Annotated in this window: 13 protein-coding genes; 3 read left to right on the plus strand and 10 right to left on the minus strand. The window is 31.5% G+C overall.

The window, feature by feature from the left end; genetic code table 11:
- Nucleotides 1–7: 7 nt before the first annotated feature.
- The 3 genes from WNY60_RS00045 to WNY60_RS00055 are packed head-to-tail and all read right to left on the minus strand — an operon-like array spanning nt 8 to nt 5,397.
- Entirely contained in the window at nt 8–2,251 is a 2,244-nt protein-coding gene (locus tag WNY60_RS00045) for a hypothetical protein (protein WP_342861045.1), read from the minus strand.
- The gene (locus tag WNY60_RS00050) at nt 2,251–2,907 is read right to left on the minus strand and encodes a DUF1266 domain-containing protein (protein ID WP_342861046.1); all 657 of its coding nucleotides are present in this window, start codon (nt 2,905–2,907) and stop codon (nt 2,251–2,253) included. Before WNY60_RS00050 ends, WNY60_RS00045 begins: the two co-directional genes overlap by 1 nt.
- Before the next feature lie 3 nt (nt 2,908–2,910).
- Nucleotides 2,911–5,397: a hypothetical protein gene (locus tag WNY60_RS00055; RefSeq protein ID WP_342861047.1), complete on the minus strand. Its 2,487-nt coding sequence runs from the start codon at nt 5,395–5,397 to the stop codon at nt 2,911–2,913.
- 411 nt (nt 5,398–5,808) lie between these two features.
- Between WNY60_RS00055 and WNY60_RS00060 the strand changes: the two genes are divergently transcribed.
- From WNY60_RS00060 to WNY60_RS00070, 3 genes are all read left to right on the plus strand, one after another.
- Nucleotides 5,809–6,945 carry a hypothetical protein gene (locus WNY60_RS00060; protein ID WP_342861048.1) on the plus strand — a complete coding sequence of 379 codons (1,137 nt, stop codon included), beginning with the start codon at nt 5,809–5,811 and terminating at the stop codon, nt 6,943–6,945.
- A gap of 39 nt (nt 6,946–6,984) precedes the next feature.
- Nucleotides 6,985–7,659, plus strand: a complete 675-nt coding sequence (locus WNY60_RS00065) for a hypothetical protein (RefSeq protein ID WP_342861049.1) — start codon at nt 6,985–6,987, stop codon at nt 7,657–7,659.
- Nucleotides 7,660–7,727: 68 nt separating this feature from the next.
- Nucleotides 7,728–8,156, plus strand: a complete 429-nt coding sequence (locus WNY60_RS00070; protein ID WP_342861050.1) for a hypothetical protein — start codon at nt 7,728–7,730, stop codon at nt 8,154–8,156.
- 142 nt (nt 8,157–8,298) lie between these two features.
- On the opposite strand, the gene WNY60_RS00075 is transcribed toward WNY60_RS00070, so the two are convergent.
- The 7 genes from WNY60_RS00075 to WNY60_RS00105 form a co-directional block, all read right to left on the minus strand.
- A complete protein-coding gene (locus WNY60_RS00075) occupies nt 8,299–8,673 on the minus strand; it encodes a hypothetical protein (RefSeq protein WP_261375336.1) in 375 nt (124 codons plus the stop codon).
- Between the two features lie 79 nt (nt 8,674–8,752).
- On the minus strand, nt 8,753–9,373 hold the full coding sequence (locus tag WNY60_RS00080) for a hypothetical protein (RefSeq protein WP_342861051.1): 621 nt from the start codon (nt 9,371–9,373) through the stop codon (nt 8,753–8,755).
- Between the two features lie 161 nt (nt 9,374–9,534).
- Nucleotides 9,535–10,050 (minus strand): GNAT family N-acetyltransferase, encoded by a 516-nt coding sequence (locus tag WNY60_RS00085; protein ID WP_342861052.1) that lies wholly within the window; start codon nt 10,048–10,050, stop codon nt 9,535–9,537.
- Nucleotides 10,051–10,265: 215 nt separating this feature from the next.
- Nucleotides 10,266–10,679: a hypothetical protein gene (locus WNY60_RS00090; RefSeq protein WP_342861053.1), complete on the minus strand. Its 414-nt coding sequence runs from the start codon at nt 10,677–10,679 to the stop codon at nt 10,266–10,268.
- A 120-nt stretch (nt 10,680–10,799) separates the two neighbouring features.
- Nucleotides 10,800–15,800, minus strand: a complete 5,001-nt coding sequence (locus WNY60_RS00095; protein WP_342861054.1) for a DUF5724 domain-containing protein — start codon at nt 15,798–15,800, stop codon at nt 10,800–10,802.
- Between the two features lie 141 nt (nt 15,801–15,941).
- Complete coding sequence (locus WNY60_RS00100) at nt 15,942–17,273, minus strand: exonuclease domain-containing protein (RefSeq protein ID WP_342861055.1); 1,332 nt, start codon at nt 17,271–17,273, stop codon at nt 15,942–15,944.
- The gene (locus WNY60_RS00105) at nt 17,270–18,043 is read right to left on the minus strand and encodes an XRE family transcriptional regulator (RefSeq protein ID WP_145002075.1); all 774 of its coding nucleotides are present in this window, start codon (nt 18,041–18,043) and stop codon (nt 17,270–17,272) included. Before WNY60_RS00105 ends, WNY60_RS00100 begins: the two co-directional genes overlap by 4 nt.
- Nucleotides 18,044–18,053: the final 10 nt, after the last annotated feature.

Genomic DNA, 18,053 nt, shown 5'->3' on the forward strand with positions numbered 1-18,053 from the left:
AAGATGTTTAGACAAAATAAGAGGTTGTTATTATTGATTTGATTTGTAATAATTCATCTTTTTCTGCTTCTGTCATTTCGATATCCAATCGACTATTACTTTCCAGTAAATTATGTCTTAAAAATAAGTCGTCTTTATAGTGCTGATTTGCATAGGTTTGCTGTTCTTTTAAAAGGTTTTTGTTGGGTTGATCTTTGCTTAAAAGCATAGCGTTATACTTATGGTACTCACTTTTATTTTCCATACCTAAGGCACATTCTTTTAAAGCGCGTGCTAAAAGGTTGTATTCATCTTTAGGAAAACCAAAAAAGGAGGCTTCTAAATAGCTTTGTATAAGGTCTAAATAGGCATTGTATGCAGCTGTATAATGTTTTTCTTTTTTTAATAACTCAGCGTAATTTAAATCTAAATGCCAATCCCGAATCTCAGGAAATTGATTTTTAATAGTTTTAGATAGTTGAAGACTTTGTGCATTATCATAGCCTTCATTAGCACATTCTAAGGCTAACTTTAGGTAATACGTTGCGTTTGATGCTAATTTAGAAGCTTCATATAAAGCATTGGCTCCTGCTTTATTATCACCTAAAATCCAATGTAAAAATCCATTATTACGGTGATCAATAAATGAGGTTGGTGTTTCAACTAAATCTGCTTTTGTAACATCCTTTAAATAGTCTGGTTTTGTAATTAAAAAATCATAAAAACATAGCCAATGCAATACAGGATATAAATGTGGGTATAATTTATCTTGTTCGTGGTTGTAGATGGCGTACTTATAACATTCTTGATAATCACCTTTTTCTAGAAGGGCTTCAACACCACTATTTATGGTTTGACAATAATCATTGTCACCTATTTTGTAAAAGTAAATTTCTTCATTTAAGTCTTCTAAAAAGGCTGTGTAATTTTGATTTTTTTTATGATAGTCCATGCGCATACTATACAACCAAGGCGCGTAAGAATGCATTGGATGCGGAAAATCTTGAAGCGCTTCATTTATAACCTTTAATGCTGCATCATGTTGCTGTAAATTAACTAAGGCTCGTGCTTGAAAAAACAAGGTTTTAAGCGTAGGCGTTTGTCCTTTATGAAATTGCTCTACAATATTTAAAATACCTTGCCAGTTTTTTATGCGGTTATTGACTTCTAAAAGGTAAAAAAGATATTCGCTTAAGCGTAATCCATTTTTAAAAGCTTCGTGATAAGCAGCACCTGTTTGATTGTAGTCTTCCTTGGCATAAAAATATTGGGCTTTAAGTACTAATAATAAAGGATTATTAGGGTTTTGCGCTAAACCTTGCGTGACACAAATGTTAAATATTTTTTCGTTACCTGTGTGATAATAAGCCGAATTACCCACCAGTAAATAATGATGTTGTGCTAATTGCCAACCAGAATCTGCTAAACCTTGCATGTAAGCTTTGTACTGGTTAAAATTTTTGAAGTTTTCCTCTGGAAAATCAGGTGTTTTAGGTGCTCTTAAAATTTGAGCAACTAAATCATAACGCATAAATGTTTTAGCATAATCGGCTAATAAATAACGAGTGTTTGGTGTAAGGTCTAATAACTTCCATTCGTTTTTCCAAAGTTTGGCAATTTCTGCAGATTTATTATTCCAAAGGGCTAATTGTATGTGCACTAAACTTTGACTTTCTTGATCTAATTGATCATCTAATTGTAAGCCTTTTAAAATGTCTAAATTATGCGTGGCAGATGCTAAACCTAAAATAGCTTTGTAATCTGCAGCTTCGTCAGTGTCACATAATATTTGTAAGTATTCCGACTGTACTTCGTGTAATAAAAATCTAACTTCGGTTAAAGCTGGATAACATTCTAAAATATATTTTAAAATTAAAATAGCATCAGTAAAACGTTTTTCATGTTTAAGTTTTAAGGCATAATGAAGATGTAACGCATCATTATATGGAAAAGCGACGACTGCTTTTTTGTATACAGATTCCTGACAGTATTGGTAATGGCTACAAAGTAATTCGTAATCCGAAGCTTGGACTTCGTTTAGACTTTCTAAAGCTTCCAAATAAGACTCCATTACAGGCATATTTAGGTCTTCAAAAGCACAAATGTATAACATAACGATACGATAAAATCTAGCGTAATCTGTTTCGTTTAATTGTTCAAAATGTTCTTGGACTGTAGTAATATGCGATGATAAATGCGAGTAAAGATTAGCTGCGTAAAGTTGTTCTGCACGCTCAATATGTTGTATTAGTTCTTGTCTTGTTTTAGTCATTACTTCCATGTTTTAAACCAATTGGCATGTTGTACGTTAAGGCGTTGGTAGTGTTCCCAAAGGGTTTTTGTTCCAGGAAATTTGCTGTTGTCCTGCTCTGTTGCTCCTAAAACAAATTCGTCACCCAAACACACATTACGATGAAATTCTCCCCAACTAGAAAATGTTTTTTTAATGGTGTCGTTAGCATCTTCCATACGCAAGATTAACTCGTCAGTGTTTATATAACCAACGACTGTAGCTAAGCGCATTAGGTAAATGTAGTAGGCTAGTTCATAACCAATAAATTGTTGGTACTTTAAGCTAAAACGATACGTCCATACCATTTTATATTTGTGTTTAAGTTTTGGATTTTCTAACGCATTATATTTACCATCAAACGTCGTGGAAGTATCCATTCTAAGCTCTGTTGCTAGTTTAGTAAAAGTGTTGGATACCATTTGTCCGCTTTGGTAACGTTGCAAGCTGTTGCGTAAATGCAAACCAGATGTAATACCATGTAGCTTTAGTAGTCTTTTAGCTTGTTTGATATGCATTTGGTCTTCACTATCAAAACCAGACCAGCTGTTTAGGTTTGCGTTATTATGGCCTTTTTTAATTAGTAAAGCGGATAAATTTAATTGCTGTTGTATTTGTGGTGTTATATCTGCTGTCATTGTCTAAGCATTTAAGTCGTTTATAACTTGTAATAAAGTTGTTTTTAATGGATCAGAATAAGCTCCGGAGTTAGCCATAGCTTTTAATCCTAAAGCATAAGTCATAGCCATGTTGGAATCTTTTGCTAATTGTACAAACAATTGTCTACAAAGGTTTCCGTAAGGTTCTAATGGTGTTTCTGGTGCTAAATCGGTGTCCAACAAAGTCATGTAAAGCGCTTGTATAAATCGCGCTTGTAATCCTGTTGTATCTTGTGTTAACCAAGATTTAAAAGCTACTATTTTTGTGCTTAAAACCTCTAATAGTTCAGTGTTATTAGTAGTTTCGGTTTTATAATTTTCTAAATTATGTAATGCTTTAGTGATTAAAGTATTGTCTATCGGAATGTCCTTTGCGTCTATTTTTGTTAGCAGACCATGCTCTCTAAGGATATTGATATTTGTTGTTGCTTCTTCTTTAAAATGAAAGTTGTAAATATTTGCAATGGTTTTGTCTAAAGTGTTATTATCTGTAAAACCATAACTTTTATCAATACTATAATTATAAATATACTTGGTCGTGTGTTGGTCTAATTTGTCTGGATTTAATTCTTGAAGAAAATCAGCTAGATATGTTTCAATCTCTGTGGTAATTGTAGTAAAAACGCTATTACTTTCTTGTTTTTGTTTACTTTTTTTATGAAAATGAAGCATACGATGGATGCTTTTATTTAAAAAGAAAGTGACATCGTCTTTAAGACTATTAAAATAAATACCAGTGCGTGACCCTTGCGTTTTTAGCATGTGACTTACCCAAACAGCTTCCGTTGTTAAACTGTAATAATAATCGCCTAAAAAGTTATACCAAGACTGAATGATGTTAAGTTTTAAAGGTGCTTTTATATTTATATAATGTGATTGCGCAAACAAATTGCATTGATCTTTTATAGCATGATCAATGTTTTTAAGTGCCCAAATTTGGTTTACGCGTGTAAAGTTTCCAGAGGTTTTGCATAATGAACTTAAAATGCTAACTAATAAGGGTAGGTTTTTAGTTTTTATGGTGTCTGAAGTTTCTGTTGCAGAGTGTGCTAATGCTAAAGCAAATGATTGTAATACCTCACAATCAGCTTCATTATATAGTTTTAATAACGCTTCGCGAGCATCATAAAACATAAGTATTAAAAACTGGTTTAAAGGATTATTTATACCTGCCGTTTCAAAAGGATCTAGCCATTCTTTTAAATTATCTTCAATTTTAAATACGGTTGTAATTAAATATGCTCCTGTAATTTGAAAATCACTATTATCTAATCGCAAAACAGGAAGTTTGGGCTTTGGATTTTTAGTTAATGCATGAAGAAATAAGTCATTGTAAACTGTTTTTTGAGTCTCAATACCTGTTTTAGGATGGCACTTTTCAAACCAAAACGGAATGCATGCTACAGGTAGTGCATTAGTAGTACTATCAAATAAAAAAGGTTTAGCATAATCTTTAAACGTTTCGTTGTAAAAATTACTGCTTTCATTTACTGTTAACCAATCTAATAATCTTAGATAGCAGGCGTCCAATTGCGTTTGCGTTAAATTTTTAGTGTTAAGTTTAAATAGTATCACATCACCAGAATCCCATGTTTTATTGGCTAATGTATGGAGTAGAGGATATAGTCCCTCATTTGTTTTTATATTTAATAAAGCGTCACTTTTATCTTCAATAAATGCATAACGCTCTTTAATAGCTTGAAGTGCTTGTACTGCATAATCTAAATTAGTAGCATAAAATTGTGCTAAATCATCAGTAAACCAATGTGCTATTATATTATAAGCATTAGGTAAGTAAGGTTTGCAAATAGGTAAGAGGTGATGAATATTGCTTATTAATTGTGTCCAATCGCCTAAATAAAAATGATCAACAAACGTCTGGTTTATTTTAAAAGAGTGTGACGTATAGTCTTGATTGGTTTGATTAACAAAATATTGTCCATTTAATATATCATGTTTTAAACACTGCTGAATTATAAAGTCTGAGCTTAAATAATCTCTGGTATCAAAAGCTGTATTTAACAAAAATTTTGAGATTGGAAGTGAAGCGTCCGACGGACTTTGTACAAGTAATTTTATAACATTAAAAACACGAGTTTGAAGCGATTTCTTAACCGTTTTAGATGTTAATAAGCTTAAGCTGAATTTTAAAAAATTAACTAATAAATCACTACTTTTTTTATCAGGATAAAAGCCATAATCTATCAAAGGAAACCATGAAGCTACAAACGCTAATCCCTGATTTTGGTCTGCATAAACCTCAGGATGATAATATAGTTTTTGAGCCAATACGTTTGTAAAAACAGAGGTTGTTGATTGGTTGGTTATGCTGTTTTTTGCTTGTATGTAGGTTTCCGTATCTTGATAGTTAAGTAACTCTAAAGTAGTCACTAATGCTTTTGTTTCATTTGGATTTAAAGTGCTATTAGTTAGTGTAGCTTCTATTTTTGTTTTAAAAATTACTGACATTATATGTAGTGCTTTATTTGCAGTTTTGCTGTTTTAATGCTATCAACTAGTTGAAAAATTAGTTTTAACAAAGTTGAGATTATCATTAGTTTTTTTTATCACTGAAATGGGTGATTTTTTATTTTTTAAACCATAATTAGTCCAAAAATTTTAATCGGATAAAAGGACTTGTTAAGGATTGTAAACACCTTATTACATTTAAAACAATCATAAAAATACACCAACTAAAGCGTGCTTTTTTGTTTTAAAACGCACTAAAAATTTTAGCGTCTAAAATTGAGTATTTCTAGATATCATTAATTTCAGTGATGCAGCTCACTATCCTACAATCTAATTTTGTCGTGTATTAATAAATACATCAATTATTACCAATTATCTATTTCAATAAACAGTTTAAAACACGCTATTTTTATGAAAAATAAATTATTTTTTTTCGCACTATTATTAGTCTTAAGTACGTCTTGCAGTAAAAAAAGTTATACGGTTATGCATAATGATTATTCTGTGCTAACAGGAGATGAGGTAGCTTATCATTTATCTAAAGACCTTTTAAAAATAGAGATTGTTTATACCTTAAACGAGCCAAAGTTGGATAAACATGAAGGGAACACACAGTGTATAAATAACAATGCAAAAGTAACTATTGAAGACCCTATTAAGATTACAAAATTGTTGGTAGCAGATACGTCCAAAACCTATTATATAATAGGTCAAAAAGTGTCAAATACTTTTTTTGTAAATACAAGTGAGACGCCACAAAATAGTATAGCCAAAGACAGTGTTTTTATTTCTGCAAATAGTGTAAAAAGTGATAAGGCATTATCCTTTTTAACGGATTCTAATATTGAAGTTGGTGCTTATAATTCCGTTTTAAATATAAAGAATAACATGTCTAAAATTACATCAAAAGATGAAGCTGAGTTTGCACTAAAATTGTTGCATTTATATAAAAAGCAATCTACTAGAAAAGACGATAAAGAAAAGCGTTACATAAAAAAAACTAAGCTAAAATATACGGTCATTATTGATCCTTCAAAACGCTACGTTAAACAAGGTCATTGGTCTACCATTAAAGACAATAAAATATATCACACTATTGCGCCAGATCATCTTTTTGGAGAATACGTGACGTTAAACGATGTTGTGACTTTACAACTACCAATGCCAACAACGGAAAGCGTAACAAAAGTAGCGACTCAAAAACCATTGGAAGGTGTAGCGTATCGTAGTTTATCTACTGTAAATTTTACGCTTTCGCTGAATGATTCTCGTGTAGCATCAGATTCATTATCATTATCGCAATTGGGTACTATTAAAACTATCACAATAAAAGATTTGGAGAAGTCTAATGAAGGTACTGTTAACTTATTTAAACCAACAACCCAGAACAATCAACCATGTACAAAAGAGGAAATAGAGCAGCTGGACTATGATTCTAGCAAAGCTATTGAGGCTTCACAATTAGTTATTAAAGCAGAATATACTGAAAAATTGAATACAATCGATTTGGTTATAAAATCTATAGAAAATCGTATTAACCAATTCTAACCCTATTATATCATTTTTGTTATCCTTAAATCTATAGCAATGCACAAATTAATGACACTAATTACTATATTTTTTTTGACGTCATGTACTGATCATATTATAGATTCTACAACCTCAAAAATAACTTTAGCATTTCAAGATAAGCAAGATTTAAAACCTAAACATTTAAATCATTTTATTCCGAAAGGCTATACGATTATTAGGACAGGAGGTAAGCTTAATAAAGTTAAAGCCTATTTAAATACAGATGATATTTATGACTACGCTGTATTATTATCCAATGGTACTCAACACAATGCTTATGCTGATGCAACACGTGTAACCCTTACTATATTTGAAGGACAAAAGGACGGAACCTTCAAACTTAAAAGCCAAACAGGTAATTTGACTTATGCTTTTATTTATACTTCTGTAGAAAAACAATTGACCGTTTTAAATACTAACGTAATTACTTTAAAGCATCAATCCATGAGACATGATTACCAATTAAAATTTAAATATCAAGCGGATTATGATAATTACATGTTAATTGGTTCGGACTATAATAACTACGGAAATGCAATGCATATTGGTGTTGGAAAAGTAACTACCAATTTTATTTATGGTATCAGAAAATCTACTATTGATTATATGAAAATGACTTATTCAAATAAAGATTTATATCCAATATCAATGGTTAACAATGACAATGTATATGATTTGATTAGTGATTAGTGATTAGTGATTAGTTGTAATTATATCCAATAATAAATTAGAAAAAACAAAGATTTAAAATAAACCAAATGGAAACAGATTTAATTATAGAAACCAGAGAAAGAGCAAGCGACTTATTTAATAAAAATTACAATGCATTTATTGCAGTACAACCAAGAGTGGTCACTATTCAAGACGAAGCATTTACGCTGTATAGTTTTGAAAAAATGATTGCAATAACTAATATAGATGGTCTAGACGTTAGCGAAGCACGAGCTTTAAAAGCTTATGTAAAGACATTAAAAACCATTTTGGGACCAACTGTTTATGATCAAAAAGGAAAACACTGGTCTATGTTAATGTTGTCAAGCAGTATTACTATTGGTAGTAACACAGAAGGAGATTTGTTGTTTATAGATAGGCATGATAGTAAAACTTTGTGTATTTTTCGTCATGATGATGGTAGCTTGTTTAAAACTAAATGGACTTTAAATAAATTAATTAAAGCGTATTCTTAATAAATTAAGTTCTAAGCAAAAAACAAGTTTAAGCTTTAAAAAAAAAGACCAATACAGATTTGTAATTGGTCTTTTTTTTAAGTTTTAGTTTAAAAAGCAAATTAATTTATTACTTCATTTTTAAAATTTTATAAGAAATAATTTAAACAGCAATACGTCTAATAGCTTCCATTTTTTTTAGGATAATAGGCACAAATAAAGCAAACTTAGCATTAAATTCTTCTTGTGTTTTTGATGTATTTAAATTATTACCCATTGTAATCCAAGTCGCATATAAAGCATCTTCAAAATTATCATTGTCGGTATCAATATTTAAGGCTTTAATCAAGTTAAAATTTTCATCTTGACTGTAAAATCCTGTAGAATTAACAATTTCAAAAACTAACTCAAAAATACTTCTGGTTTCTAAAATCTCGTTGATTTTAAGTTGAGGTGCGTTGGATTTACTTATGGCATCAAATACATCAACCATTAAATTTTGCACTCTTCCATTTATGCTAAAGTCTAAATATTTCAAATCTTTTAATTTTAAGTTATAAAAAAGTATTTACCGTTAATCAGGTTTAAATAACAGTAAATACTTTGTGTAATTTTTTTTATTCAGATAATGGGATATGTCCAGTAATGCGTCCTTCTTTTACAATAAATAATATGTCAGAGATAGCTGCATTTCCAAAGCTATCATCATTCCAGGTGTATTCATGTAGGTATACAAATTTATTTAGTAGCTCTTGATCTGCATTTCTAGAAATAGCCATCATACAAGTACGCCTAGCCAATGACACCAACAACTCATCTGCTTCTAGCATCTCATGTGCTTTTAACATATGTGAAACGGATAAGATTCTTTCACAAGAAAAATCATTACCACTAGAGGTAACTACTTTGTTGTCAAATGTTTCAGAATATTCAAACACAGTGTTGTAATTTTCTAAGTTTTGAAACGCTTGTTGTGTAATTTGTTGGCCATCCATTGTCTCTAAATGTTTTTTTGTTAAAAACACGAAATTATCAGGCGTATCTATACCGTAACCAATAACAACTTTTGGTCCGTTTTCAGAGTTTATTAAATTAGAATTTAAAGCACCAGCTTTATGACCAACCCAAGTTCCAGGTTTTAAAATAGGATAGATTTTTTGATCACTTTGCTTTGTTTGCGCAATGATTTTTTTAACTGCTTCTTGAGGATTTTCTTTTCCATGAATGGCTTTGCTCATAATACTATTTGTTTAATTATTTACTACAAATTTATAATCCAACAGTATTTTTTATATCACGGGATTCAGCCATTTATAGATTTAATGGTTTGCTTTTTGAACATAAAAAAAAGGTGAATACGCCTGTAAACACCTTTTAAATTTAGTTTAAAAATAGGGCCTTAATACTCTAAAAACATAACGTGATTAGGATTGCTATGTGTTTTTGAAATATTAAAATCATAAGCTCCAACTATTTTAAATCCCTTTTTGTTATAAAACTGAATAGCCTTTTTATTTTCTACCCAAACAACAAGCCACAATCCGTTTTGGTTATGTTGCTTTGATAGTGCGATATTAAAATCCAATAATGTTACACCCAACTGTTTACCTTGAAAAGCATCTAAAAGATAAATTCGGTCTAATTTAGTAATGTTTTTGTCACTTAAATTAGCGTTAGGCGTTTCTAATTGTATTTTAGAAAATCCAGCCAATTGGTTATCATAATATAGTAAATGGTATACTGCTTTTTTGTTTTCAAACTCTTTAAAAATAGCGTCTGTATTATAGGTGTTTAAAATAAATCGATCAATATCTTCCTTTAGCGCACTGTGTCCATGAGACTCTCTAAAGGTCTGTTGGCCTAAAGTTGCAATAAGCTTTGAGTCTTCAGGAGTTGCTTTTATAATTTTAATCATTGGCCTTAATAAATGCTAAAGTATAGTACTAATTGTTTTTTGCAAAATTAGGTGTTTATGTATTATGAAAGCTAAAAAAAACAGTCTTGATTTAAGTTTTAATTTGCATAGTTTTTGTGCTAATTAATTTGAAGTGCCTTTACCTGAAAGATGTTTTGTATACAAGTTATTATCCTTTACATATGAAAAAGTAACATCTACAAAAACAACAAATACTACCAATAAGTGCCAACTAAAAATGTTAATCTTATAAAAGCAATGACGCTGTCAGAGGATAATTGTAAAGGTGTTTGTAAGTCAGTTATTTCAATGTCATCTACAAAAACAACAAATAATCCGTCTTTAAATGCCAGTAGTACATTGTCTATAGCTTGTTGTTGGTTGGCTAAATTAGTGTTGGTTATGTCTCCAAAATCTATTTTACCGCTATGTGCTTGTTCTTCAATTTGAGCAGGTGTTAAAAAACCAATGACATTTACTGCAGTACGTTTTGTGTTAAAGGCATCGACTTGATTTTTAGCACATGCAATTAGTAATGCTTCTAAGTTTTTTGGCGTTTGATTTAAAGTAAAAGGGACTTCTTTTACTTTTTTTTTGCCTAATCTTTTTAGTTGTAACGTGAATATCATTTTATGCTGATTTTTTTTGCGTTAAGGATTGTCGTGGAAAGCCCACAGTGCGATAGCACGAGGACTTGCAACAGAAAGCCTGACCTCGTCTAAGCGAGGTAACGCCCTAATAATTTAAAGTTAGCTATTTATTTGTGCTAAAATAGTTGGATCTTGGATGGTATTATCCTCGGACAGTAATTTCATTTTTGAAATAATTTCGGCAGATTTTGGGTCGTCGTCAACAAATGGTAAAAATAAACGACCTCTATGTTGACTATGTACTGGAATTATGGATAGTGACAGTCCGTTTTTGCTAACTTGTCCACTTCCTAAATGGATGCTATAGTCACCCAAAGTCCCTTTGATAAAGATATGACGCTGTTTTATTGTAATATTTTTTAGTTTGAATAGTTTTGCAGAAGCCAAAGCTAAAGCAGCACGCATTTGCATGGTACTATGGCTGGCTTCTGGATCCACACCACCAACATGAGCGACGCTTACAACTAGGTCAATATCACGCATGACTTCGCTGAAGATAACCTCCGGAATTTCTGTTAACGGAATGCGGTTGTAGTTATCTATGGATTGAAAACAGATGTCTTCCAGAGTTGGTGCTTCGGCATCTGAAGGCGAGTACCAGTCTGCCATAGCGTACATTGTGGCAATAAACCCATATTTGTGATATACTTTTTGTAAACCATCTTCCATGCTTACAGTCCAACCACGACTTCTTAAAAGTGCTACGGTTTTTTTAGGTTGTATTTGGTGACCTTGATAGCGTTCTGATCGGTTACTATGTTCACGCTCGTCTGCAGTCATAACATACAGTTCTCTAAATACTTGTTTAAATGGTTGTGTGATACGCGCTGCAAATAAGTATTCTTGATAAAGGTCCCATTGTACTGCTTGGTATAAATGCCAGGCGTGAGCAATAAGTAATACGTCGTCTTCTGCTAAAGTATGTTGCGTTCCGGTCGCGTCTGTCAGGCTACCATTATTGTAAAACCCTGTGATTTTTTTCTCTGGCACAATTAGTACTAATTTAGTTAACATCGCTTTTACTATAGGATGTTGCATCATATTACTAATTTCAAGTGCTGTAAATTGGTCCTGATTAACCATTGCATTTTCTAACGATAAACGTGTACGACTGTATTGTTTAGATAAGTATGTTTTATTGTCTTTTAGAGCAATAACTTGTTTGTCTTTACGCAGTTTTGCAGGAATGTTTTTTAAGACTTTATCTGCTTTAGATACTTTAATTGTGGCTTTACCAATGTTGGTAATTAATAGCTGGATTACTGTATCATCAATAGTGACAACCGCTTGTCCCATAATAACTTTTGTGGCTTTAGCTTCCATTGCCCAACTAAATCGGACACGATCTTGATACCCAGCATTTCGGGATAGATTGTCTAATGCTATGGTCACTGCTGCTGCTTCGCTTTCTTGACGTTGTGCCCCAAATTGTTTGCTTTCTTTTAAAAAATCTTGAAGTAAGTTATAACGTTTTAGTAAATCTTTTTCAGGAATAGTTTTGCTTAACGGAATTAATCCTAATGCGCGCACGTAATCTTTATCACGTTTGTCTTTAATTTTTTTAAGGGTTTCTGTGATTTTTACTTCGCCTAACATGACACTAGAATATAGTTTGACTTGTCGGTGTCCATTACCATCAGAAATGTATTTAGCTGCATCGTGAAGCACTTTCCAGTTAGTTTTTCCTAGGGTTTTATAAACTTTATTAAACCAATCAATATCTATAGCTCCTAATGCAAAATCGCTTTTAGGGATGTTAGAATAGCGAGAGATAATGGTTTCTTTTTCGCTATTCATATAATCCGAAGCGTGTGCTTGAAACCACCAAACAGCGTTGTTTAAGTTTTGAATGTCTAGATATATGCCAACAACTTCAGCCCATTGTGTTGCGTAGCAAGCAAGCTCTATCAAGCGTTTTTTAGGTAGTTTTGCCTGGTCAGCCAATCTTGCAAAATCCGCATAGCTTTCTGTGTCTTTAAAGGTTGTCTTTTTTAATAGATTACTAAAAATTGTTTTTTTACTATCACCATAATAGCTGTAACCACGCTCAAAATTGTCTTTTCCTAGACGTTCTAAAATTCTAAACACATAAGCGACACCTTCAACCTTATGGATGGAATTTATATAGGTTGTCGCAGGAGTTGTTAAATCGCCACGCTCTAATTCGGTTTCTAATAAATTAGTTTTTAAAGGCAGAAAAACGTGTTTAGCTACCATGTTGCGTTCAAAGCCATTTTTGTAATTCATCCTATAATTAAAGCCACCATCAATAACCGTCATTAGCTCTCTAGAATGTAAGGCTTGTAACAGTAAATCGTCATCATTAATTAAGCCTTTTTTGTAAAGATTTAAGGTGATTTGGATATCAGGAAATTCTAAATTACGTGGTTTTGTGTTAGCTTCTGTAATGATTTTAATATCTGTAGCGTCATGTGGATAAGCTATATTTTGAGCAATTAAATACATGTTAAGACACCAATACTTTAATAGCTGTTTATTAGAGAATTGATTTAGATAATTAACACTAAAACTTGGTGCTAAAGGCAGTATAACAGTAGTCCAATGGTAAGTAGTTGTATAATATTTGTCGCTATCTTGAAATGAAGTAAGTTTATATTTATCAGGAAAATTGGCAATCATGTCCTCAAAAATTGAAAACTTGAATGATCCAATGGTTTTGGTGTCTGAATAAACCCTAAATAACCGTTTTAAAATAGTATTATATGTATTTAATCTTTGCGAATAATTTTTAGTAGCATCTAAATTTAATCCATTTAAATCTGGATAATATTGCCTTACAAAAGGTTCTAAAGCTTTATAGTTTCCGAAGGGATAACTACGGTTATTGATATAACGTATTGCAGCATACAATTCAAAATCATTAAGTTGACTTTTTTCATACCATTCTATCCATAAATTAGCTAACGGAATGTTATGTAAATGGTCCTCTGGAGTTGCTGTGTCGTCTAAGCGTTTCATGGCATATAGTCCCTTTTCTATATATAGCGTTCTAATTTCGCCTTGATAGCTTTCTATTTGATATTCATAGTTTCCGTTGGAGGTTACTAAATTTATTAAATGGTTAATCTGGGTAATAATCTTATTAGAATCTATAAATTCTTTAAATTTAAATTCAGAAGATTTAGATGTTGAAATACCTAATTTATCAAAGAAATTTGTTTTTGATTTAAAATGAACTTGTGGTTGATAAAGTGGTGTTAAGTTATTGTAGTCTATAACACCAAAACCATTACTTAGATTATATTCTTGTGTGTTTTTAGAAAATTTATCTAAATAGACTTGTTCGTTTTTAGTAATTTTAGGACGCTGATTGTAGTTGGTAATATGCTTTTTAATAAAATCAGGTTGTCTATTATCATCATGTAAAAGCGTCAAAATTTCTAAACCTGCAATGCGTTGATCTACATTTTTTGAAGTTATTAAATTGGTAGTACTCTGTTTTAAACGGTCCACAGGTAGTTTGATAACTAAATGTATTAAAGCTGTGCGTAAACCTTTGTTTTTTCGTCTTAATAAATCTTCAGCAATCTCTAAATCGGCATCATAAAGGTGCATTTTACTAAAAATATTTAAGCCTGTAGCCATGACTAGCTCATTTCTGTTGTAAATAGCTTTTCTAGCTAAAGCTCTTTTCCAGGAATATTGATCATAATCTAATTGTACTTTATTTTCTTGGCTTTGTTTATAATTGTAAAAAGAATAACTGTAATGTTTAGGAAATACTTTACGTATATAAGATTCTCTATATTCAGTAGGAAACGCTTCAAATTCAGTAGCCATTAGCTCTAATTGCTGTTCTGTGGCACTATTAATTAAAAACTGAAAAAAGTATGTTGGACCAGGAGTAAAAGACCACCAAGAGAAAATTTTGCTTTCAAAGGTTGTTGCTTTTTTTGTTACATTTTTTGCAACGCTAAGTAATTTTTCAAAAGTAGTATTATCTAAGGTTGTCGAGGGTAAGTTAACAGCCATCCAATGGTCTAAGGCGTAATCTTTACCTAAATGTTGTATAAAATAGGGTACTAATGCATCGTTTGTTTTTTCTGTAGTCCAGATAAAATATAAGGCTAAAATTTTCTTGTTTCTATCTTCAGAATCAAAAACAATGTCTAAAGCTTTAAGATTTGCAGTATCTACATCCAAAATACCGATAGACCATAATGCGACTAAAACTTCTAAGTTATCTTTGCTTTTAAGTAATGTGTCAACTGATTTTAGATTTAGGATTAAAGATTGTGCTAACTCTAGCACACGATTAATCACTGATTTTTTAGGTGTTTCCCAATTTAATCCAAACCAAGTGCTTACAGCTCTGGTAACACTGCTAAAGCGCGTAAGATCATTTTTTAGAATACTATTGATTATATATTTAAGCGCACCAAGACTAGATTGGTCTAAGGCTTCTATAATGGTTTGACGCAAACCTTCTTGACGTTGAGCAGCAAGTAATAGTTTAGCAACCATATCCCAATGGTTTTTATTTTCAGACAGTAATAACGCTTTTATAATATCTGCACTAACACCACCAATCTCATCCTCTGCTTGAATAATGTCGTCTAATAATGGGTCAAACATGGTTCCTGCATTATGCAAAATAGTAGCTAAAAAAATACTGTTGGCATTAGGATAATACACGCTATATTGAAAATGTTCTTGTAACGATAGTCCACCAAAACCCATACGACTATGCTGTAAAAACCTAGTAAAATGATTTAGTTTGTTAATTAAAATATCTTTAGATGGTTTAGATCTAAAAGCTTTACGCTTGTAATCTGTTTGATAAGGAAGGGTGTTCATAAAATCCCACATGGCAGACAAATATGGTGCTTGTACGACTCCATAAAGTTGTATTCCTAAACGCATGCCTTCCTGATTTGCCCAAGGATTAACAGTGATAGGATTGTCAAAAGCCTCTATAAAATCTGTGACATTATATCTTATGCGTTTGTCTTTTTCAATACCTCCTAAAATTTTAGCTAGTATCCTATAAGGTGTAGAGAATAATCTAAAGTCAAAACGATCAACTTCTGGTTTTTGATGTTTTTTAATGTATTTATTAGCTTCTTCTATTGGAACCATATGTTGTAATCCTTTACGTCAGTGTTTAATATTAACTATTTGCTTTTATTAAATAAAAGCTTAATTATTGACTGCAATATAAATGGAATTCAACTTTTTTTAATCACTGTATTTGGTGATATTTTTTTGTTTTAATTATTATCACTTCAAAACCGTTCGTAATATTTTCCAAACATCTAGATTATCTTTTTGTGGTATCAAAAAGGTTTCTAGATCTTCTGGATTATTGACTTGTTCAGACTTGTCTATAAAGCCATATCCCAAGTATATACCATTTTTAATTAGCACAAAAGCTTCCTCTTGACTATGTCTTCCTTGTTGTTTTAATACTACGTTTTCTTTGTTGTTATTAATGTAATCAATTGCTGAGGTTACTCGTAAATTGTAATTTGTTACACTTTCTTCGTTTGCGCAAACACCTTTACAGGTTGTTATTTTGTAATGCGAACATTGTGCAACACCATCTTGTAAATGACAAAATTTAGGGCATAACGAAAACTTAGTACAGAGTAGCTCTAGATATTGTCTACAGTCTGTAATATTAGAAAACGTTTCTATTGGATTTGGTGTAGCTTTTAGTGTGTTAAATGCTAAATGCGTGATGCCTTGTCTGTCTTCATAACTAAAAATAGCATACGCTTTTGGAGTGCGTTTGGATACGACGTTGTATTCTGGGTAGTGCTGCTTGATTGCTGCGTCTTCCATTAGTAAAGCAATAATCTCGCTTCCTGACAACTCAAAGTCTATATCTGCAGTATTACGACATAAGTCTAAGGACTTTTGTGCTTTACTGTAAAAGTGACTTAAAACACGTTTTTTAATGTCTTTTGCTTTACCAATATATATAATCTGTCCTTTTTTATTTTTAAAATAGTAAATACCTGCTGAATTTGGTAAATTATTAAAAACAGTGGTTGGTAAGTGAGAAGGTAATGTGGCTTCTTTAGACGATTTTTTTAAAAATTCAGCAAAGACCTTTTCGGTTTCTTCTTGATTAAGTAACATTTCAAATAAAACAACGGTTGCCTCTGCGTCACCTCTTGCTCTATGTCTGTCTACAATATTAATATTTAGTGACTTGCATAATTTTCCTAGGCTATACGATTTATGACCTGGTAATAGCTTTCGAGATAAGCGGACTGTGCATAGTTTTTTTCTGTTAAATTCAATACCTAAAGCTTTAAATTCATTTCTAATAACATTATAGTCAAAGTTAACATTATGTGCAACAAAAGTAGTGCCTTCAGTTATTGCTAAAATAGCATTTGCTACTTCTGCAAACGTAGGTGCGTCTGCAACAGTAGCATTGTCAATACCTGTTAAAGATGTAATAAAATCTGGGATGTAAACCTCTGGATTAACTAAAGAGGTAAACTCGTCAATAACCTGTTTGCCATCATATTTAAAAATTGAAATTTCAGTAATCTTATTTTTAGACCCACTGGTTTCAACATCAATAATTGTATATATCATTTTATAGACTTCTCTAAAGCTTTTAATTCGACACCTAACTCGTTAAACATACCTAGAATACTGCTAATTTTTAACTCTTCTTGTGTGTATTCTTGTGTATTAATACTGCATGTAAATTCCCAAATTTCTAATACTTCATTAATTGGTACACTATAGTCATTATAGGTTTTATTGTCTGATATTAGTAATAATGAGTTGTTTAAATCAATATTATTATACACACGTTTATAAACCATACCGTCATTTAAAGTAACTAAAACATAGGTTCTGCCACTTTTAATTTCGCTTCTATTTTCTACAAAACGACCAATAACAAACGAGCCATCCTTCATTGGTAACATCGAGTCTCCTTTTATAGGAAATGCACGATGTTTTCCTGTAGGAAGAAAAGGCAGTTTTATTTTTTGAAGTTGCTCAATATATTCAGGATCGTCATAACCTGCTAAATATCCAGCCGAAGCTTTAACAGGCACGACTTCAATTAAATTTTCATTATCATCATCAACAGTAATTGGAAATAGGACACGTTGATTATTTAACTCTATAAAAGAGAAATCTTTAGCTTTAGTTAAGTCGTTGCGCAGTAAAATATCTATGGGTATTTTAAAGTAATCTGAAAACGCAATTAAAAACTCTAATGTAGGTGCAGATCGGTTCTCTTCGTAAGAGCCAATTCGCGATCTGGTAACATTTAACTCTTCGGCAATTCCCTCTTGAGATAGCTTTTTGAGATTTCTTAAATGTTTTATGTTTTTAGATATATAATTCATAATACTACAA

Source organism: Olleya sp. AS48 (assembly GCF_038900355.1).
Lineage (GTDB): Bacteria > Bacteroidota > Bacteroidia > Flavobacteriales > Flavobacteriaceae > Olleya.